The organism is Halomonas sp. A3H3 (assembly GCF_000982975.1).
Lineage (GTDB): Bacteria > Pseudomonadota > Gammaproteobacteria > Pseudomonadales > Halomonadaceae > Vreelandella > Vreelandella titanicae.
This window is the reverse complement of the sequence record NZ_HG423343.1, coordinates 4,770,736-4,790,621: the sequence shown is the minus strand read 5'-3', so window position 1 is coordinate 4,790,621 and position 19,886 is coordinate 4,770,736. Positions and strand designations below refer to the sequence as shown.

Below are 19,886 nucleotides of genomic sequence, written 5' to 3'. Positions count from 1 at the left end.
AAAGGCCGCCCGCGTTGTGTGTGTAGATGAGCGCGTGAACTCACTCATCTGTACATAACGCTTAAAAGTAGTCGCGGTTAATTTTGCGCTGAAAGTACATCTCAAGGCGCAGGGTCATCGCCCAGCGTGGGTCGTAGCTGGCATCGCGCTGGAAGTGTAGCTCCGGAATCACATCGGCGAATAAAATACCTTTATGAAGATCGCGGCGGTAGCGCGTCTGAAGATAGTAATTGGTCATGCGAGGATTGGACACACTTTCACCGATGGCGATAGCCGAGTAGCGCAGTGCACTGCGGCGGTTGATGCGGTGATTGATTTCGGCAACCTCACTGTACTCGAGTTTGTCTTCTTCCTCACGCCACTGGACGGTAGAGATAAAACGTAAATGGCGGCGTTTGCTCAACGGTCGGCCGACATCCCAGCGTGTGCGTGCTGAGTAGCCTTCATTGTTGAACCATGAAACGCGGTTATTTGACTCAAGCTGCCACGGCCCTTCACCCAGTTGCCACAGGCGCTCGCTGGTAAAACGCACGTAGGGGTCAAGAGGGAGGCGTAGGCGAACACCGGCACCTACTCGATTGCTCCAGTTTTCGCGTTTATCGCGGCTTTCTAGCCAATCCAGGCCGAGCGTAGAGCTGCGACGGTCACGCTGGTCATTGGCAAGGCGTCCAGAGCCCTGCTCTTCTAGGGTGCCTTGCGACTCTTCCGGGTCACTCTCGATGACCAGTCGCAGGCGATCTTCTGAGGTAGGTAGGTCAATACGGTAACGAAGGGTGGTGTCGCCGCGGGTGCCATCTCCCTCCATCCAATCAATCTCTTGGCCGAAACGCAGATAGGACTCGTTGTTGACCTGCATATGGTCGTCAGTGCCAAAGAATCCATCGATGCGGCGCGACGTGTTATCAACCCAGTTGCCTACGCTTTCACGAAACGGCTCAATGCGCTCTTCCGCCCACTCGGGTAAGTCACTATCTTCCTCTTCGGCATACACATTCGTCGAGACCGTAGTGAGTAGGCCAAGCCAGCAGAGGGTTAACAGTTTATGCATCGTCGATAGTCTCGGTAATGGGGCGTCGCCGCTTAACAATAGCGTTTATTTAGCGTGCTTTATGGGTCTCAATCTCTTTTGCCCACTCCAGCACACGCTTGCGTTGGCCGCGGCTATTGAGTCGATCCGTATCGACGCTCGCCGGGATAAGCTGGTGATTGGGTGGCGCGTTAAGGTCGAGGTTAAAGGTTCGTGACGCGCCTGTCGGCATATCCTCGGAGCCATAAATAGCGATAACGCGAATTTCAAGCTGAATATTCTGCTCTTGCAGTAGATTATCATCGATTTCCCAATAATCTTTAACCTGATTCACAATATCACCAAACGATTGAATGTTCAGATAATCCCCGGAAGCTAGCGGGCCTTGATGAGTGCGGTAGCTGGGTTCTTGTTGCTCACCTTTCTGTTGGCTACCCGTTTGCTGTTCACCACCGTGCTGCTGGTACTCCACTACGTCAAGGGAGTAACTGCCCTTTTGGGTATGCAGTACCGCTACCAGGTGTTGAACATAGATCGCTTCGCTGCTCATATTGCTGATTAAGCAGATGGAGTCCGCGCCGATACCCTTGCCGCGATTAATGATCACGCGGGGGCGACGCTGTCGCACATAGCCGTTATAAAGTAGCTGGGCGTAAAATACCCATACAAAGAGTGTGCAAATGCTCGCTACAGCCGAGATTGCCTGAGCATTATCGTTGAGCCATTCCATTATATGAGATCCTTCTCATTGTTATTGGTGTTAATCCCTGACGCGGGCTTTTGATGATAGCCATTGAGGGAGGTTGGGTAGCATTATTTAGGAATAGAGACTAGCGGAAAAGTGGGGGTAAGTCAGCCAAACCGGCCTTTGATAGAGGTAGTATTGAGCAAATAACAGACACCAAAAAAATGGCATTAAGCCATTGGTATTTTTCAAACGAAGAGAAGGTATTTTGCGAAGAATACTGACCAAAAAGCTGTTTGGAAGCTATTCAAAATACAAGGGGGTTGTGCTAACTTCTTGAAAACTAACAAGTAATTGGTGCGGATGGGGAGACTCGAACTCCCACACCTTACGGCACTAGAACCTAAATCTAGCGTGTCTACCAATTCCACCACATCCGCTAAGACGAGGCGTATATTATCAACTTTGTGATGGAAGTCAATCAATGATTTGATATTAATGCATATGGCAGTCAGGAGAGGGCATGGCATTAAAGAGGTGGCTACAGTGGGGTAGTAATTGGGTAAAGCAGGCCATGCCCGGCTACTGCGCATTTTGTTTGGCGCCGGCATCCGCAGGGCAAGGGTGGTGCGCGACCTGTTTGTACGAGCTGCCGTGGAACCTACATGCCTGCCGCCAATGCGGTGACCCCGTTGCTCATGGTACGAGCTTGTGTGGGCACTGCTTAGTTGACCCACCGGCATTTTCGACCACCCAAGCGGGGCTGTTGTATCAAGGGTTGATCAAACAGTTGGTGCATGATTTTAAATTTCATGCTTCTCCGCGGGCGGGCACACTATTGGCTGAATTGATGCTCTTAACCCCGCCGATAGACCTGGGAAACGCACTTCTATCAGTGCCTATGACTACCACGCATGCGTGCACCCGAGGATTTAACCAGTCGCACTGGTTGGCCGAACATCTCAGCCGCCAGCTTGGAATTCCCATGGTGTCGGCCAAACGGATAAAGGATTCCCCCTCCCAGCGCACGTTGAACCGCCGCCAACGGGCTGCCAACCTGGCGGGTGCCTTTGTCTTTGAATCACCGCCCCCGGCGCATTTGTTAATAATCGATGATGTGGTCACCACCGGATCCACAGGCAACGCATTAGGGCGCGCTGCGCTGGAGGCAGGTGCCAAACGTGTTGATATTTGGGCGGCCGCACGGACACCGTTAGGTAAGGATTGATAGAATAGTCTTTTCGCTTATTCATTAGCTCTTTCGCCAACCCAGGAGTGGCCTATGTCACACCCGTTTAGCTCTCTTTCGCCTGATTTAGTGATGTCTGCAGTGGAGTCGCTGGATATTTGGCCTGCAGGCGAGCCTTTTGCGCTAAATAGCTATGAAAACCGTGTACTGCTATTTCGCGATGACGATGGCAAGAACTGGATTGTTAAGTTTTATCGGCCTGATCGTTGGTCAGACAGTGCGATTCAGGAAGAGCATGATTTTCTGCAGGAGCTGGTAGATCAACAGGTGTCGGTCGTTGCCCCTTGGCGTGATAAGGCGGGGGCGTCTTTACACTATTTTAAGGGCTTTCGGTTTACGCTGTTCCCCCATTGCCCCGGCCAGGCGCCAGAGCTTGATAATCCATCGCACCTATTTGCCATGGGGGAGTTGCTGGGGCGGTTGCACCAAGTGTCAGCTAAAAAAACCTTTCAGCATCGCCCGCGTTTAGAAATGGCGAGCGGTATTCTTGATGCTCAGCAGCGCGTGCTGGCCAGCAATTGGATGAGCCGTCATCAGCGCCGGGCCTATGACCGTGTGATCGAAAAGGTTCACCAGCAGCTCCTAAAACATAATGTGCCCGCCAGCAGCATGATTCGCTGCCATGGCGACTGCCATTTGGGGAATGTGCTGGGGCGTGACGAGCAGTTTACCCTGGTCGATTTTGACGACTGCACCATGGCGCCCGCCATGCAGGATATTTGGATGCTACTGCCCACCGATGACCCGCAGGGATGGCGATCGCAGTTAAGTGAAATTACCGAAGGGTATGAAGAGACGTGCCCGTTTCCTAGCGAGCAGATGGCGCTTATCGAGCCGCTTAGGAGTTATCGGCTGATCAGGCACTCAGCGTGGCTGGTATCACGTTGGGAGGATCCCGCTTTTCCTCGGGCGTTCCCCTGGCTGGCGGATAGTGGCTACTGGGATCAGCATATCCGCCAATTAGAGCAGCAGTGCCTGCAGTTAGAGAACCCACGCTGGCTGGCGTAATGAGCTTTCAGCTCACCACTGACTTTGTTATGGCGATATTAGAACAAGGTCAATCAGGCACGGCTTCGTCGCGCGGCACAGGGTTGGCGATACCTTCTCCGTCTGCTTGGCGACGCTGTTCGTTAAGCTCTGCAGACGGATTGTCCAGTTCTTCAATCTCTACGGGTTGATCCAGTGTGAGAAGGAATGTCTGACCAGGGGAGAGTGCGCACTGTGAACCTTCGCAGGCGATACCATATTGGCCATCTTCGCCATAAGCGCTGGCGCTAAATTCGCCAGTGAAAATATCGCTGTCAGCGTCGTGTGTTTCAATACAGGTCGCCTCTTGGGTGGTAACGCGAATGCGCTCATCAACCCGTTGCGCCCTGCCTACGATAACGCAGTATTCCGGTAAAGAGTGTGAGGCGCTAGCAGCCTGAGTAGGGTGTAGCAAAATATCGTTAAGGCGCGTTTGGTTTGATTCAAACGCAAGCTCTTCCACAACCTCTACGCCGACGGTTGCTTCATTGGGCAGCGAAAGCGTAGCGTCTGCAGCGGTAGCCAAGAGCGGTGTAGCAAGAAAGGGGGCTGCAAGGGCGGTTAACCACAAAGGCGTTGGCTTGAATGACATGGCGAGCTCTCAATGTTGGCGCCTGCAATAAAGGCAGTTAAATAAAAACGCTTTATTATATCACAGGCATTGGGGGGACAAATTGCGTGGCGCGGCGCTCTGACGCAGTTCAAGGCTGCGCAAAAAAGCCCCTGAGTGAGGGCCAGCAGTTTTCGTACAAAGCCTGGGGAGCCACAGGCAGCCTAGATGCGGTAAAATACACTCTTTGCTTAATACTCGTTGTGCAGTGCTTTTTTAAAGTATACCTTTTGTACAATGAAGGTGGTGGATGACGCTGATTAATGTCCTCCTAATAATGATGTTACTTTTTCATGCGCAAAAGGGGATGACCTTGGTGACCACCTGGAAGCGATTGCGCATCGTTTTTGAGATAGCTATTGATGAGGCTAAATATGTCCGATGATATCGCCGAGCACTACCGCCAGATAATCTCAGCACTTGGCGAAGACCCCGCCCGGGAAGGTCTGCGAGATACGCCTAAACGTGCGGCCAAGGCCATGCAGTTTCTCAATGCGGGCTACACTCAGTCATTGGACGACATTATCAATGGGGCGGTGTTTGAGTCGCAAACGGATGAGATGGTGTTGGTAAAAGACATTGAGCTCTACTCAATGTGCGAGCACCACCTGTTACCGTTCATAGGCAAATGCCATATCGCCTATTTGCCTAACGGCAAAGTGTTGGGGCTATCTAAATTTGCCAGAATCGTCGATATGTATGCTCGCCGTATGCAGATTCAGGAGAACCTAACCCGCGAGATTGCAGAGGCGGTGCAGGAAGTGACCGAGGCAAAGGGTGTTGCTGTGGTTATTGAAGCGCGGCACCTCTGCATGATGATGCGTGGCGTGGAGAAGCAAAACTCCAGCATGACATCGTCTGTCATGCTGGGTGGATTTCGTCAAAACCAAGCAACCCGGCAAGAATTTTTAATGCTCATTAGCTAACGTGTACGGTTGTCATTGACCGATTATGCACGCCGTAAATTTGGTTTAAAGGGGTGTTTCGTCTTAGCATGAAGACGTTAATGAGCCTACAAGGCCATCATTTTTGGTCAGGAGCCTGTCATGGAAGCGCTTAAAGAAACACAGCTATATTGCCCCTTTGCCTATATTGACGGCAGTTGGGTCGCGGCAGATAGCGGTGAGCAGATCACGGTATTGAATCCGGCCACCGGTGAAGCGATTGGCGATATACCTCGCTTGGGTAAAGCCGAAACCGAGCGGGCCATTGATGCGGCGGACGCTGCGCTACCGGCTTGGCGGGCGTTGACTGCTCAAGAACGCGCTGACTTGCTGATGAAGTGGCACGACCTGATGTTGGAGCATCAGCAGGATTTAGCCATGCTGATGACATTTGAGCAGGGCAAGCCACTTAAAGAAGCCGCGGGCGAAATTGCCTATGCAGCCAGCTTCTTACGCTGGTTTGCCGAGGAGGCGCGGCGCGTTTATGGCGAAACGATTCCCGCGGCTAACGCCAATCAACGCATTGTGGTTGCCAAGCAGCCAGTCGGTGTTGTTGGTGCGATCACGCCCTGGAATTTCCCTGCGGCGATGATTACCCGTAAAGCCGGGGCTGCATTGGCTGCTGGCTGCACGATAGTGGTGAAGCCCGCTAGCCAAACGCCGTTTTCCGCAACAGCCTTGGCGCTGTTGGCTGAGCGGGCAGGCATCCCACGCGGCGTCTTTAATGTGGTGCCAGGTAGCGCTAGCGATATTGCCCAAGCGATGACCCAATCTCCCAAAGTGCGCAAGATCACCTTTACGGGTTCGACTGAAGTGGGGCGCAAGCTGATGGCTCAAGCGGCGGAACATATCCAAAAAATATCGCTAGAGCTAGGCGGCAATGCGCCCTTTATCGTGTTTGAGGATGCCGATTTAGACGCCGCTGTGGAAGGCGCCATGGCCGCTAAATTCCGTAACGCCGGGCAAACCTGTGTCTGCACTAATCGCTTCCTGGTTCAGTCCAGTGTAATTAACGCCTTTTGTGAAAAGCTGGCTGTTGCCATGAACAGCGAGCTGCATGTGGGTGATGGCACCAAGCCCAATATTAATATTGGGCCGCTTATCGATGAAAATGCTGTTAAGAAAGTCAGTGAGCATGTGCAGGACGCCATTGATAATGGCGCTGAGCTGCTGTTAGGTGGGCATCCGCACCCGCTGGGCGGTAATTTCTTCACGCCTACGCTGATCAGTTTTGCCACTGACAAGATGAAGGTGGCCCACGAAGAGACCTTTGGCCCGCTAGCTGCTGTCTTCCCGTTTGATGATGAAGAGACCGCTATTGAGATGGCCAACGATACCCAGTATGGCCTGGCGTCTTATTTCTACTCCCGTGATCTTGCGCGCGTATGGCGTGTCGCCGAGGCGCTGGAGTACGGTATGGTGGGTATTAATACTGGCGCCATTTCTAACGCTGCTGCGCCCTTTGGGGGGGTAAAAGCCTCGGGCCTAGGCCGCGAAGGTGGTCATCAGGGCTTGGAAGAGTATCTGGAAACCAAGTATCTGTGTATTGATCTGGGCTGAAAGGCTCAATATTGGCTAGAAACTCGATATTGAGTCGATAGGCAGTGATTGATTAGCGTTTATTGATGATAGTAAGAAAGCCCCTTAGGCATGCTCCTATCAAAAGAGCGCCTAAGGGGCTTTGTGTTTCTAATCTGGGTTATTTAGCGGACTTAGTGGCGGAAGTGGCGCATACCGGTAAATACCATGGCAATGCCTGCTTCGTTGGCGGCGTCGATCACTTCCTGATCACGCATGGAACCACCGGGCTGAATAACCGCGGTAATACCTGCCGCTGCGGCAGCATCGATGCCGTCACGGAAAGGGAAGAAAGCATCAGACGCCATCACCGAGCCGGGAACCGAAAGGCCTTCGTCTGCGGCCTTGATGCCTGCAATTTTAGCCGAATAAACACGGCTCATTTGACCCGCGCCAACGCCCACCGTTTGGCCCTCTTTGGCATACACAATGGCGTTGGACTTAACGAATTTAGCTACCCGCCAAGCAAAAGCAAGGTCACGCAGTTCCTGCTCGCTGGGAGCGCGCTGACTGACCACGGTCAATTCGTCGCGGGTGACCATTCCGTCGTCACGTTCTTGCACCAGCAAGCCGCCGTTGACGCGCTTAAAGTCTAGTGCAGGCTGTTGCTCGCCGGGCCAGTGAGCGCTGACGTCCAGTAAGCGTACGTTTTGCTTATTAGCCACGATTGCGGCAGCTTCATCGCTGACGCCCGGGGCAATAATCACCTCAACAAACTGGCGGTCAATAATCGCCTGGGCGGTTTCGGCTTCCAGCGGCGTATTGAAGGCGATAATGCCGCCAAACGCGCTGGTAGGGTCGGTGGCAAAGGCTTTGTCGTAAGCTGTTAAGGCGGTTGCACCAATGGCGACGCCGCAAGGGTTGGCATGCTTAACAATCACGCAGGCCGTCTCGCTAAACGCTTTTACGCATTCAAATGCAGCGTCGGTATCGGCGACGTTGTTATACGAGAGGGGTTTGCCCTGAAGCATTTTTGCTGTGGCAACGCTGGGTTCGCTTGCCTGGGGGTCAACGTAGAAAGCTGCCTTTTGGTGCGGGTTTTCGCCGTACCGCATATCCTGCTTTTTCTCGAGCTGCAGGTTAAAGGTGCGTGGGAACGCTTCATCAGCGGCATTGACCTTACGGCCTAGGTAGTCAGCAATCGCGCCGTCATAACCGGCGGTGTGCTCAAAGGCTTTAACCGCTAAGTCAAAGCGCGTAGCGCTACTGACCTGACCATCTTGGGCGGCCAGCTCGCCCAGCACTCGCGCGTAGTCACTGCTATTGACGACGATAGTGGTGTAGGCGTGATTTTTGGCGCAGGCGCGAACCATGGTGGGGCCGCCGATATCGATATTCTCGATAGCATCTTCAAGTGTGCAGTCGGGCTTGGCTACCGTGGCGGCAAAGGGGTAGAGATTGACCACCACCATGTCGATCGGCGTAATATCGTTCTCAGCCATGACCGCATCATCCTGGCCGCGACGAGCCAAGATGCCGCCGTGAATTTTCGGGTGCAGCGTTTTAACGCGGCCATCCATGATTTCGGGGAAGCCTGTGTGCTCAGACACTTCTTTCACGGCAATAGCATTTTCTTGCAGTAGACGGAAGGTGCCACCAGTGGAGAGGAGTTCAACACCGTGCTCAGTGAGGCCCCGAGCAAATTCCACAATGCCGGTTTTATCAGAAACGCTCAGCAGGGCGCGGCGGACGGGAGTGGCGTTGCTGTCAGTCAGGGAAGGATTATCAGCCATGAGAGGGGTATCAGCCATTTAGAGTGCTCGTGTGCAGAGTCGAGAATTAAAAACAACAACGCCCCTGGTTATGGGGCGTCACCTTCGATAAGTCCGTATAGCTTGAGTTTTTTGCGCAGGGTGCCACGGTTTAGCCCTAGCGCATCGGCGGCACGGGTCTGATTGCCGTCGGTGTGCTCCAAGACGCAGGCAAGTAAAGGCGCCTCAACTTCGGCCATCACCATGGCGTATAGATCGGTCGCCTGGCTGCCATCTAAATGTTCAAAGTAGCGTCGCATGGCCGTTTCCACTGCCTCCCGAAGCGGCTGCGGCGGTGAGTTGGCTGCAGGATCCGCTAGCGTGCCTGCTAAATGGGAGTAACTATCGCTGGAGCCGACATCATTGGAATAGCTATCGCTTGAATAGGTGTCGCTAGAGAGAAGATCGCGTTCGGTCATGCAGCATGGTTTCCTTTGGCTAGCAAACGCGAGGCGGCGCCGGGGGCCATCGCGTCGTTGATCCAATCAAATTGCGTTTCAGGTGACGCTAACGCATTGAACTGCTGCTTAAGCGCGCGCTGTTGGGGCGGCGTAAAGCGTTGGTCATCGCTGAGGTACCAGCCGACATGCTTGCGCGCGATACGTACACCCATGGTGGTGCCATAAAACTCATGCAGCGCTTCAACGTGCCCGTGGAGCACTTGGTGACGCTCCGAAAGACTTGGCAGTGCCATCCGCTCTCCATGCTGGAGGTAGTGGCTGATCTGTTGAAATATCCATGGGTTGCCCTGCGCAGCGCGGCCTACCATCACGGCATCAGCGCCGGTATAAGCGAGTACCTCGGCGGCTTTTTCCGGACTTGTTATGTCGCCGTTGGCAATCACCGGGATCGATAGGTGAGACTTAATCTCGGCAATTGTGTCGTACTCTGCTTTTCCAGTATAGCGCTGCTGGCGATGACGGCCATGTATCGCTAACGATTGAATGCCGGCTGACTCGGCGAGCCGGGCAATGCGCAGGGCGTTGTTGGATTCGGCACACCAGCCCGTGCGTATTTTTAGCGTCACGGGTATATCAACTGCTGCCACTACTTCATCGAGAATTTCGGCCACCAAGGCTTCATCTCGAAGGAGCGCCGACCCTGCCGCCTTGTTACATACTTTTTTAGCCGGGCAGCCCATATTGATATCGATAATCTGGGCGCCCAGCTCGGCATTCAAGCGCGCCGCCTGGGCGAGCATTTCAGCGTCGCCTCCGGCAATTTGCACCACTCGCGGGTCAGGTTCACCGCGGTGATCCATGCGCAGCTGCGATTTACGAGTATGCCACAAACTAGGGTCTGAAGTGACCATTTCGCCCACTACCCAGCCAGCCCCAAGCCGCCGGCATAGCTGGCGAAAAGGTCGGTCAGTGACGCCAGCCATGGGCGCAAGCATTACTCGATTAGGTAATGCAAACGGGCCAATGCTGGCAGGTAGTGTGGTTAACGTCATGGCGTCAGACTTTGTTGGTTTTAAGCTATGGGTGCAGTGCTAACGGCGAGTAGGCGTTTCAAGGAGGCGTATGATACGCCTACTCGGTGGTGGGGTGAAGGCCAATTGCCGCTTTAACGTGGACGCAAGCCACTAAGCCGCACCCAGCCTTCGCGAATCACCGGTTCATCCATAGCAATGCCTTGCGCTGCATAGGCCTCGTAAACCTCATTGGCCTGGTTTGCCAACACCCCCGATAGCGCAATGCGCCCACCTGGCGCCACGTGCCCGGCAATCATTGGCGCTAGTTCGACCAGCGGCCCCGCTAAAATATTGGCGGTTACGATAGGATAGTCACCGCCGTCGCTTAACTGCTCAGGGTAGTAGAGGTTTAGGTCCGGCTCGGCAATACCATTCCGTTCGGCGTTGTCTCGGCTGGCCTGCAGCGCCTGGGGATCAATGTCGGTGGCGTCGGCGTGGCTAGCGCCCAGTTTGAGCGCGGCGATAGCGAGAATGCCAGAACCGCAACCCACATCCAGTACGGTTTGCTGGGCCAAGTGGCCAGCCACGGCGAGCTCGTCCAGCCACTCCAGGCACAGCGCTGTGGTGGGGTGCGTACCGGTACCAAAGGCGAGGCCCGGGTCGAGTATCAGGTTAACGGCGTCGGCCTCGGGTGGTTCGTGCCAGCTGGGTACAATCCACAGGCGTTGACCCATGCGCAGCGGCGTGAAGTCATCCATCCACTCGCGCTCCCAATCTCGATCAGCTAGCAGCTCATACTCGATGGTCGGGCAGGGCTCACCAGGCATCTGCTCTGACCAGGCGGCCTCGATACGCTCCAGCATGCTCTCGACCCCCTCCAGGTCATCGTATAAGCCGGTAAGGATGGTATCTTCCCACAGCGGTGTGGTGCCACGCTCTGGCTCAAATACCGGATCATCGTGGGCATCCTGAAGACCAATAGCCGTTGCGCCTTCGTCAAGCAGTAGTTCTTCTAGGAACTCTGCCTGTTCGGGGGCGACGTGGGCTTTGAGTTGAAGCCAGGGCATGGAGGTTCTCCGCAAGGCGAATTAAAGATAAATACAGTACAGACACATGGAGTAAAGACAAGGACGGGGTGGACATGGCCACCCCGCTGGGTATCACACAGTGCGCTGGAAAGCGCTTGGCTGCTGCATTAGCTGCCGAGTTTCTTTTCCAGGTAGTGAATGTTGACACCGCCTTGACGGAAGTAGCTGTCGCGAACCAAATCCTTTTGCAAGTCGATATTGGTTTTAATGCCTTCCACCAGTAGCTCGTCGAGGGCGTTACGCATCCGTGTCAGGGCTATTTCACGATCCGCGCCCCAGGTGATCAGTTTGCCGATCAGAGAGTCATAGTGCGGCGGCACGGTGTAGCCGGTATAGAGATGGGAATCCATCCGCACGCCGAGGCCACCCGGTGCGTGAAACAGCGTTACCTTGCCGGGAGACGGCATAAAGGTACGCGAGTCTTCGGCGTTAATACGGCACTCGAAGGAGTGGCCGTTGAGTTGCACATCTTCCTGGCGAATCGACAGCGGCAGGCCTGAGGCAATACGCAACTGCTCTTTGACGATATCCACGCCAGTGACCATTTCGGTGACCGGGTGCTCGACCTGAACGCGGGTATTCATCTCGATGAAGAAGTATTCGCCATCTTCATACAAGAATTCAAAGGTGCCCGCACCACGGTAGTTGATCTTGATACATGCCTGGCGGCACGCTTCAAGCACCTGAGCACGGGCGTCTGGGTCAAGGCCTGGTGCCGGGGCTTCTTCAAGCACTTTCTGGTGACGACGTTGCAGCGAGCAGTCGCGGTCATAAAGATGGATCGCGTTACCCTGGCCGTCGGCTAATACTTGTACTTCCACGTGGCGCGGCTTCTCAAGGAATTTTTCCATGTAGACCGTGCCGTCACCGAAGGCGGCGTGGGCTTCAGTGCGAGTAACGGTAATCGCTGAAAGCAGATGGCCTTCAGTGTGCACCACGCGCATACCACGACCGCCACCGCCAGAGGCAGCCTTAATGATCACCGGGTAGCCAATGCGACGTGCCGTGGCGAGATTCGTTGCGTCATCATCACCCAAGGGACCGTCTGAGCCTGGCACCGTGGGAACGCCCGCTTCCTTCATCGACTGGATGGCGCTGACTTTGTCGCCCATCAGACGAATCGTCTCGGCGCGGGGGCCAATAAAGGTAAAGCCTGAGCGCTCAACCTGTTCAGCAAAGTTGGCGTTTTCAGACAAAAAGCCATAGCCGGGGTGAATGGCGGTCGAGTCGGTGACTTCGGCTGCACTGATTAGGGCCGGAATGTTTAAGTAAGACTGCGCTGACGATGCCGGGCCAATACACACGGCTTCATCCGCCAGGCGAACGTGCATCAGTTCACGATCAGCTTTGGAGTGTACCGCTACGGTTTTGATGCCGAGTTCTTTACAGGCCCGTAGGATACGGAGGGCAATCTCGCCGCGGTTGGCGATAAGTACCTTGTCCAGCATGGGAGAGTCCACCCGTGTTGAAAATGAAAGATTAAGCGATAACGATCATGGGTTGATCGAATTCTACAGGCTCGCCATCTTCCACCAGGATGGCTTCCACTACACCGTCACGGTCAGCTTCAATCTGGTTCATCATTTTCATGGCTTCAATGATGCATACAGTGTCACCTTGTTTGACGCTATCGCCGACTTCCACAAACGATTTGGCGCCCGGCGCTGGGCTGCGGTAGAAGGTGCCTACCATGGGAGAGTTGACTGCCTCGCCACGGTAGCTTGCGCCCTGAGGCTCTGCTTCAGCAGCCGGTGCTGATGCTGGAGCGCCCGCTGCGGGGGGAGCCGGCGCATAGCCAGGTTGCTGCGCATACTGCGGCATCGGCTGTGGCTGCCACGAAGCGCCATTAGGGTGACGACTGATGCGGACTGACTCTTCGCCTTCCTGAATTTCAATCTCGCTAATATTGGATTCTTCGAGTAGCTCAATCAGTTTCTTAACTTTGCGGATATCCATGGCATAGCCCCATCAATGTCATAAAAGGTAGTCACAAAGCGCGCGAGCATAAGTGCAGGAAGCTCTTTATGGCGCGTACGTTGCGCAGTAAACCAAATTTAAAAATGAAGAGAACGCTGCATGTTAGCGAACGTTACCCCGTTCTCACCGTTAAAAAAGCAAGTTTTTAGCTAATATGGGAGCGGAGTTTGCCGAAAAAGTGCCAGGATGTCCAGCAACTGCCTACGCCAACGTCCAAGCCATCATGTAGTTAAGAATTAAACAACTGTTTGACGATGTTCGCGTCAGAAAGCGGCTTTAGTGCCTCAATGAGTAGCCAGCATAGGGTTTGAGCTTAGCTATTTGCTAGCCACTGGCTTACTGACTCCAGATGTTCGCGCAACTGATCGGCGGTCACTTCGCCTTGAATGCGTGCGTCGCGAATCTCCTCACCCTGGCTGAAAAAGAGCAGGCTGGGTGGGCCGAAAAGATTATATTGGTTGAGCAACTCACGGCTTTGAGAGTCCGTGCGGGTGACGTCGGCGGCGATCAAGGTGTAATCATTAAGCGCTGCGACGACCTGCGGGTCGGGGTAAACATCCCGCTCCAGCAGCTTGCATGAAATACACCAGTCGGCGGTAAAGTGGACAAAGACGGGCTGGTTGGCGTCTTCAGCTTGTGCAATAGCCGCTTCAAGCTCAGTTAAGCTGTTGACCTCGATGAAGTCGAGTGCTTCTGCCTGAGGTTCGCCGGAAATGCTGGAGGTTGCCGCCAGGGGGCGCAAGGGGTTACTGCCCCCCTGAGCGGCGCCAATCACCAACACTATCCCCCAAGCTAGCAGCATAAGCCCCAGCGTTTGGCGTGCCCGCGGCCACCCCTGCGGCTGATTGAAATTCAGCGCCCCAAGTGCCAGTGCCGTGCCGATAGCAAGGGCTGCCCATAGCAGCAGCGCAATAGGCGCGGACACTAAACGCTCGATCATCCAAATCGCTACGCCCAGCAGCAAAAGGCCAAAGGCAATTTTTACGCCGTTCATCCAGGCGCCGGAACGGGGCAGCAGCGTGGCGCCAAAGGTACCGACCAAAAGCAGTGGCACGCCCATGCCCATGCCCAGCGCAAACAGCACCGCGCCGCCCATCGCGGCATCCCCTGTTGAAGAGATAAACACCAGCGTACCGGCCAAAGGCGCCGTTACACAGGGCGATACCACCAAGACCGAGAGGGCACCAGCCAGCGCTAGGCCGCCCGGGCCACTGCGCTGAGCGCGTGCCTGCCAAGCGTCAACACGGTTGGCTAAACGAGGCGATAGATTGAGGTTAAATGCCCCAAACATGGCCAGGGCAAATAGCGTGAAGAGCACTGCAAAGATGATCAATACCGGTGCTGACTGCAGTCGCGCCTGAAGATTAAGCCCGGCGCCAAACAGTCCCATTAACACCCCGACCAGGGCGTAGGTCAGCGCCATGCCGAGCACATAGCTTAACGAAAGGGCAAAGGCGCGGGGGCGTGTGGGATTCTGGCCAACCACGATCGATGACAAAATTGGAATCATCGGCAACACGCAGGGGGTAAAGGTAAGCCCCAGGCCAGCAATAAAAAACAGCCCCAGCGCCAGTGGTAGGCTAGCATCGCTAATCAAAGCGCTAAAGCGGCTATCTTCGCTTTTGGGGGCGGCGAAACCATTCTGTTCAGAGGTGTTAGCGGCTGAAGTGTTGGCTGCTGGACTGGATGCCGTACTATCGGCTTGCCAATCGGAAAACTGGCTGGGGGGTTGGGTTTCGCTGGCCTCTAGGGTTGTTTGCTCTGGAGGGTAGCAGAGCCCGGCATCTGCGCAGCCTTGAAAGGTCAGGGCAATATTGAGCGGGCCTGAGTAGGGTGCTTTCAGCGGTACTTCAAACACTACCTGATCGCGGAACACATACACATCGCCCATAAACTCATCGTTGGTAAAGATGCCTTGGGGGATAATGGGGTCGCCGAGACTGACATCCTCCGTTTGGCTGACTACCGCGAACTGGTGGCGATATAGGTAGTACTCATCTGCGATATCCATGCCGATATAGAGCGTATCGCCATCATGCCAAGCAGTCGGCTGAAAGGCTTCCATAACCGGCAAAAATTCATCTTGGTTGCTAGACGATGAAAACCATTGGGCGTTTGCACTTAGCGGTAGCAAGCCAAGAAAGAAAATCAATAATGTAAACAGGCTCAGGCGTTTAAGAGATAACACGGTGCGTCCTTAATCAATGGCATCGCAATGAAAGGCGAACAGCATACCGCAACCTTAAGTCCCTGGCGTATACGCTGCGGTGACGTGACGCGGCCCCTAACAGTGCCTTAATCCTACGCATATAAAAAGACCGCCTGAAGGCGGCCTTTTATCCCATTGGCGGCAGAAAAATACACCGCAAGGAGATTGTTACGCTTTTTGATAGGCGGTTACGGACTTTTCAATCGCCTTACGCGCAGCGTCAGCACCTTCCCATGACTCAACCTTTACCCATTTGCCTTTCTCGAGATCTTTGTAGTTCTCAAAGAAGTGAGCAATTTGCTGGCGCAGTAGCTCAGGCAGGTCGGTAACTTCGTGGACATCGTCGTAGAGCGAGCTTAGCTTGGCATGGGGTACGCAGATCAACTTCGCATCTTCACCGGCTTCGTCGGTCATGTTCAGAATGCCTACCGGGCGCGCGCGAATAATGCTGCCAGGTTGAACCGGGTGCGGGGTAACCACCAAGGCGTCCAGCGCATCGCCATCGTCGGCGAGGGTATGCGGGATAAAGCCGTAATTGGCGGGGTAGAACATGGGAGTGGCCATAAAGCGGTCAACGAGTAGCGCGCCCATGTCCTTATCAATTTCATATTTGATCGGGTCGTGGTTGGCTGGAATTTCGATCACCACGTAAACGTCGTTGGGGAGATCCTTTCCAGCAGGGATATTATCGAAGTTCATCGTTGATTCCTTGGTAGTGCTGTGGCTAGAGTCGTGCCGTGGTTAGGCAAACGTGTCAGAGTCGTTTATGGCGGAGAATTATACGAACATGACTGCACGATTACCAATGCGACATAGGTTGCTCGTGGGTGATCATTCATATGTCCTGCCATTTGGACGAATACGATAGAGACGTTTGGTGGGCATCGTTTCTGTTCCGCTGCGTGTATCATAGCCAGAGTTTATCAATAGTGTTGGTTGGCAGTGATGTCCCTCGATCGAGTCGGCAGCCTAGGAGGATGACTTGTCGCACGCCCAGTTGCTCATTAGTTATGGTCAAGCGTTTGTCGCGCCCGATCGGCGCCTGCATCGCAGTTCAATGTCAGTTCGCTTTCCTGAAGCACCGCTGCTTCGCGCCAAAGGCGGCTGTGCGGTGATCAGCGACTCCATTTCACGCAATACCATGGCCAAACAGGCCGGTGATATCAGCGTACGCGGCTTCCTGGCCGACTACTTCTCCACCCCCGATCACTGGGACGTAAAAACCTCTGCCACCCGCGTACTGCGCGCGCTTAATAGCTGGTGCTACAGCCAAAGCCAGCATGTGAAAGAGGGTAGTTTTGTTTCATCCATGTCGGCGATGGTGTTTCGTGGCCGTGAAGCCCACCTGTTCCATATGGGCGATACGCTGGTCTTTCGCTTACGGGGTGCCGAGTTTGAACAGCTAAGCCGCGACCATGTGACTGATTTAGGTGGCTATCGTTATCCTTCACGGGCACTGGGTCTGGATGGCAGCGTCGATATCGATTACACCCACATTGCGCTTAAGCAGGGCGATCTGTTTCTGTTCACTACCCAGGGCGTGCGCGGCACGCTGCTACCTTCCGACTATGTGCGCTTGATTCGCCAGGATGCCAGTGATCTGGATGCCGCCTGCGAGCGGCTAGCTGATGAGGCGAAGCAGCGCGCCCAGGAGCGTGGCTATGGCGGTGATCAGTTCTGCTTTCAGCTGGTACGTATCGATGAATTACCCGATGAGGTCGCCGAGCACCCGGGGCAGCTCTACGGTGATCTACCCATTCCCCCTGAGCTGGCGCCGGGTGAGCGTTTAGATGGCCTGGAGGTTCTCGCCGTGCTATCGCGAACGGCGCAGTCGCGGGTGTACCGTGTCCGTGATGTGCATAGCGAACGGGAAATGGTCATGAAAGCGCCCAGCCCCGAGCTCTCGTTGCGCAATGCCTATCTTGAGCACTTTCTGCTCCAGCAGTGGGTAGTGGAGCGGGTTAACTCCCCCTTTGTGGTTAAGGTGATGGAACCATCTCGGCCACGACGCTACCTCTATTATCTGATGCAGCATATTGAAGGCGAGACGCTGCGGCAGTGGGCAGAGCGCCATCCTCAAGCCAGCCTGACCCAGCGCCTGGACATTGCCAATCAGTTGGGTAAAGCGGTGCAAGCGCTGCATCATCGGGACATTATTCATCAGCAGATCAATCCCGATAATATTTTGATCGACCCTCACGGCAAGCTCGTGCTCACCGATTTTAGTGCCTGCCATATGCGTGATGGGGAAGGGCATCGCCACTCAGGTGAGTTGCTCAGGCAGATTGGCTTTAACGAACACAGCGCACCTGAGTATGCCTTGGGCGACAGCATCGGTCGGCGTAGTGATCAGTACTCGCTAGCCTCCACTACTTACTGGCTATTGACCGGTGCGTTACCTTATACACTGACTCCCAACAGGCTGCGCAGCCATACCGACCTCGAAGAGTTGACCTATCGCAGCGCGCGAACCACCAATCCTGAAATCTCTCAGGAATTAGACGATGCACTACGCCGCGCCTTGGATCCACAAAGGGCGTTGCGGTTTAGGCGTATGTCCGAGTTTTTGCATGCGCTTAGGGTGCCGCTCGGGCGGCTGCCCAATCGGGAAGAGAGCCGCCAGGAGCCGCGGCGTTTCTGGCAGGGTGTAGCGGGAATTCTGTTATTGCTGCTAGTGCTTTCCTGGTTGCTACGCTAACTCCAAGTAGTAAAGGTGGATAAATAAGATTATGTCATTGCGAGGAGCGAAGCGACGCGGGAATCTAAGTGTATTGTGGCAGCCAACCCCGAGATTGCTTCACTGCGTTCGCAATGACATAAGGGTAGGTCATTGCGAGGAGTGAAGCGACGAAGCAATCTCAGTTCGCAATGACCGGTGATCCGTTTACAGCGTAAAAATGGGCAACTTGCGTTCTGCTTTGGCCAGTTTCAGTTTGGCGACTTTGGGTAGGCCATTCTCGAACGGTGGGAAGTCTTCGCCCTGAATCAGCGGTGAGAGGTAGTCCCGGCAGGCCTGGGTAATGGCAAAACCGTTTTCGCTAATAAAGTCACGGGGCATAAACTTCTCTTGGTTGGCCACCTGGGAGAGCGGGGCAGAGATCACATCCCACTGGTAGGGCGCCTGAGAGATGCGACGAATGGCGGGCATCATGGCGTTTTTACCCGCCAGCGCCAAGGTTACTGCTTCGCGACCCACCGCATAGGCTTGTTCAACGTCGGTTTTAGATGCCAGATGACGCGCCGCGCGCTGCAGATAGTCGGCCACTGCCCAGTGATACTTGTAGCCCAAATCCTGCTTGATCATACCGGCAAGTGTTGGTGCCACGCCGCCAAGCTGGCGGTGGCCGAACGCATCGGTGTTACCTGCATCGGCCAGGAAAGTGCCATCTTCGTAGCGAGCGCCTTCAGAAACCACAATAACGCAGTAGCCATACTGTTTAACGCTTTCTTCAACCCGTGCCATGGCCGCTTTACGGTTAAAGGGGATTTCCGGGAAGATAATCATATGCGGCGGCTCGCCTTCGGCTTCGCCGGCTAAACCACCTGCAGCGGCAATCCAGCCCGCGTGGCGGCCCATCACTTCGAGCACAAATACCTTGGTGGAGGTAGCGCACATGGAGGCGATATCCAGCGATGCTTCCAGCGTTGAGGTGGCAATATACTTGGCCACGCTGCCAAAGCCCGGGCTGTTATCGGTAATCGGCAGGTCGTTATCGACGGTTTTAGGCACGTGGATAGCGGTCAGCGGATAGCCCAGCTTCTCGGAAAGTTGAGAGACCTTTAAGCAGGTGTCGGCGCTATCGCCGCCGCCGTTATAGAAAAAATAGCGAATATCGTGGGCTTTGAAGACTTCGATCAAGCGCTCGTACTGGGCACGGTGGGTGTCAATATCTTTGAGCTTATAGCGGCAGGAGCCAAAAGCGCCGCCCGGCGTATGGCGCAGCGCTGCAATTGCCTCATCGCTCTCCTGGGTAACGTCGATAAGGTCTTCCGTTAAGGCACCGATAATGCCGTTATGACCGGCGTAAACCTTGCCAATTTGATCGGGGGCTTGACGGCAGGCTTCGATAACGCCGCAGGCGCTGGCGTTGATCACGGCGGTGACGCCACCTGATTGGGCGTAAAAGGCATTATGCTGGGCCATGGAAACGTCTCATCTCCTAAAAACGGATAGTTTTAATCGATATATTTATCACCGCCAAATACCCGCTACCCGGCATTGTCGGTGCTAAACCAGATTGCTGTAATGGGGCGAAGTTTAGCGTAAAGCCCAGTTCTCTGCATCAATGGCTCTCTGCATCAGCGGCTACGTTGTTGACGGCGAGGTG

General features: G+C 54.6%; 17 protein-coding genes and 1 tRNA gene. 5 read left to right on the top strand and 13 right to left on the bottom strand.

The window, feature by feature from the left end; all coding sequences use genetic code 11:
• Window positions 1–61: 61 nt before the first annotated feature.
• From HALA3H3_RS21780 to HALA3H3_RS21770, 3 genes are all read right to left on the bottom strand, one after another.
• Window positions 62–1,048, bottom strand: a complete 987-nt coding sequence (locus HALA3H3_RS21780; RefSeq protein ID WP_022523668.1) for a hypothetical protein — start codon at window positions 1,046–1,048, stop codon at window positions 62–64.
• Window positions 1,049–1,097: 49 nt separating this feature from the next.
• A complete protein-coding gene (locus tag HALA3H3_RS21775) occupies window positions 1,098–1,757 on the bottom strand; it encodes a hypothetical protein (protein ID WP_022523667.1) in 660 nt (219 codons plus the stop codon).
• A gap of 310 nt (window positions 1,758–2,067) precedes the next feature.
• Window positions 2,068–2,152: transfer RNA gene (locus HALA3H3_RS21770), tRNA-Leu, on the bottom strand.
• An 83-nt stretch (window positions 2,153–2,235) separates the two neighbouring features.
• Here HALA3H3_RS21770 and HALA3H3_RS21765 point away from each other — a divergent pair.
• Together HALA3H3_RS21765 and HALA3H3_RS21760 are read left to right on the top strand one after the other, a co-directional pair.
• Window positions 2,236–2,940: a ComF family protein gene (locus HALA3H3_RS21765; protein ID WP_022523665.1), complete on the top strand. Its 705-nt coding sequence runs from the start codon at window positions 2,236–2,238 to the stop codon at window positions 2,938–2,940.
• A 54-nt stretch (window positions 2,941–2,994) separates the two neighbouring features.
• Entirely contained in the window at window positions 2,995–3,969 is a 975-nt protein-coding gene (locus HALA3H3_RS21760; RefSeq protein WP_009286566.1) for a serine/threonine protein kinase, read from the top strand.
• A gap of 49 nt (window positions 3,970–4,018) precedes the next feature.
• On the opposite strand, the gene HALA3H3_RS21755 is transcribed toward HALA3H3_RS21760, so the two are convergent.
• Entirely contained in the window at window positions 4,019–4,579 is a 561-nt protein-coding gene (locus HALA3H3_RS21755) for a hypothetical protein (protein ID WP_009286567.1), read from the bottom strand.
• Between the two features lie 392 nt (window positions 4,580–4,971).
• Here HALA3H3_RS21755 and folE point away from each other — a divergent pair, with 392 nt between their 5' ends.
• The gene (folE, locus tag HALA3H3_RS21750; protein ID WP_022523664.1) at window positions 4,972–5,523 is read left to right on the top strand and encodes a GTP cyclohydrolase I FolE; all 552 of its coding nucleotides are present in this window, start codon (window positions 4,972–4,974) and stop codon (window positions 5,521–5,523) included.
• 120 nt (window positions 5,524–5,643) lie between these two features.
• Window positions 5,644–7,101, top strand: coding sequence for an NAD-dependent succinate-semialdehyde dehydrogenase (locus HALA3H3_RS21745; protein WP_022523663.1), 1,458 nt, complete (start codon window positions 5,644–5,646; stop codon window positions 7,099–7,101).
• A 152-nt stretch (window positions 7,102–7,253) separates the two neighbouring features.
• Here HALA3H3_RS21745 and purH read toward each other — a convergent pair whose 3' ends face one another.
• From purH to ppa, 8 genes are all read right to left on the bottom strand, one after another.
• On the bottom strand, window positions 7,254–8,870 hold the full coding sequence (gene purH / locus HALA3H3_RS21740; protein WP_022523662.1) for a bifunctional phosphoribosylaminoimidazolecarboxamide formyltransferase/IMP cyclohydrolase: 1,617 nt from the start codon (window positions 8,868–8,870) through the stop codon (window positions 7,254–7,256).
• Window positions 8,871–8,920: 50 nt separating this feature from the next.
• Window positions 8,921–9,289 carry a DNA-binding transcriptional regulator Fis gene (gene fis, locus HALA3H3_RS21735; RefSeq protein WP_022523661.1) on the bottom strand — a complete coding sequence of 123 codons (369 nt, stop codon included), beginning with the start codon at window positions 9,287–9,289 and terminating at the stop codon, window positions 8,921–8,923.
• On the bottom strand, window positions 9,286–10,323 hold the full coding sequence (gene dusB, locus HALA3H3_RS21730; RefSeq protein WP_022523660.1) for a tRNA dihydrouridine synthase DusB: 1,038 nt from the start codon (window positions 10,321–10,323) through the stop codon (window positions 9,286–9,288). The genes fis and dusB overlap by 4 nt, the downstream gene beginning before the upstream one ends.
• 113 nt (window positions 10,324–10,436) lie before the next feature.
• Window positions 10,437–11,351, bottom strand: coding sequence for a 50S ribosomal protein L11 methyltransferase (prmA, locus tag HALA3H3_RS21725; protein ID WP_022523659.1), 915 nt, complete (start codon window positions 11,349–11,351; stop codon window positions 10,437–10,439).
• A 128-nt stretch (window positions 11,352–11,479) separates the two neighbouring features.
• Complete coding sequence (gene accC / locus HALA3H3_RS21720) at window positions 11,480–12,820, bottom strand: acetyl-CoA carboxylase biotin carboxylase subunit (RefSeq protein WP_022523658.1); 1,341 nt, start codon at window positions 12,818–12,820, stop codon at window positions 11,480–11,482.
• 31 nt (window positions 12,821–12,851) lie between these two features.
• Complete coding sequence (accB, locus tag HALA3H3_RS21715) at window positions 12,852–13,328, bottom strand: acetyl-CoA carboxylase biotin carboxyl carrier protein (RefSeq protein WP_022523657.1); 477 nt, start codon at window positions 13,326–13,328, stop codon at window positions 12,852–12,854.
• Between the two features lie 334 nt (window positions 13,329–13,662).
• Window positions 13,663–15,537 carry a protein-disulfide reductase DsbD gene (gene dsbD, locus HALA3H3_RS21710; protein ID WP_022523656.1) on the bottom strand — a complete coding sequence of 625 codons (1,875 nt, stop codon included), beginning with the start codon at window positions 15,535–15,537 and terminating at the stop codon, window positions 13,663–13,665.
• A gap of 189 nt (window positions 15,538–15,726) precedes the next feature.
• On the bottom strand, window positions 15,727–16,257 hold the full coding sequence (gene ppa / locus HALA3H3_RS21705) for an inorganic diphosphatase (protein WP_022523655.1): 531 nt from the start codon (window positions 16,255–16,257) through the stop codon (window positions 15,727–15,729).
• Window positions 16,258–16,540: 283 nt separating this feature from the next.
• Here ppa and HALA3H3_RS21700 point away from each other — a divergent pair, with 283 nt between their 5' ends.
• Window positions 16,541–18,256, top strand: coding sequence for a bifunctional protein-serine/threonine kinase/phosphatase (locus HALA3H3_RS21700; RefSeq protein WP_009286572.1), 1,716 nt, complete (start codon window positions 16,541–16,543; stop codon window positions 18,254–18,256).
• A 186-nt stretch (window positions 18,257–18,442) separates the two neighbouring features.
• Here the strand turns inward: HALA3H3_RS21700 and HALA3H3_RS21695 are convergent, their stop codons facing one another.
• A complete protein-coding gene (locus HALA3H3_RS21695; RefSeq protein WP_022523654.1) occupies window positions 18,443–19,702 on the bottom strand; it encodes a 6-phosphofructokinase in 1,260 nt (419 codons plus the stop codon).
• Between the last annotated feature and the right edge of the window lie 184 nt (window positions 19,703–19,886).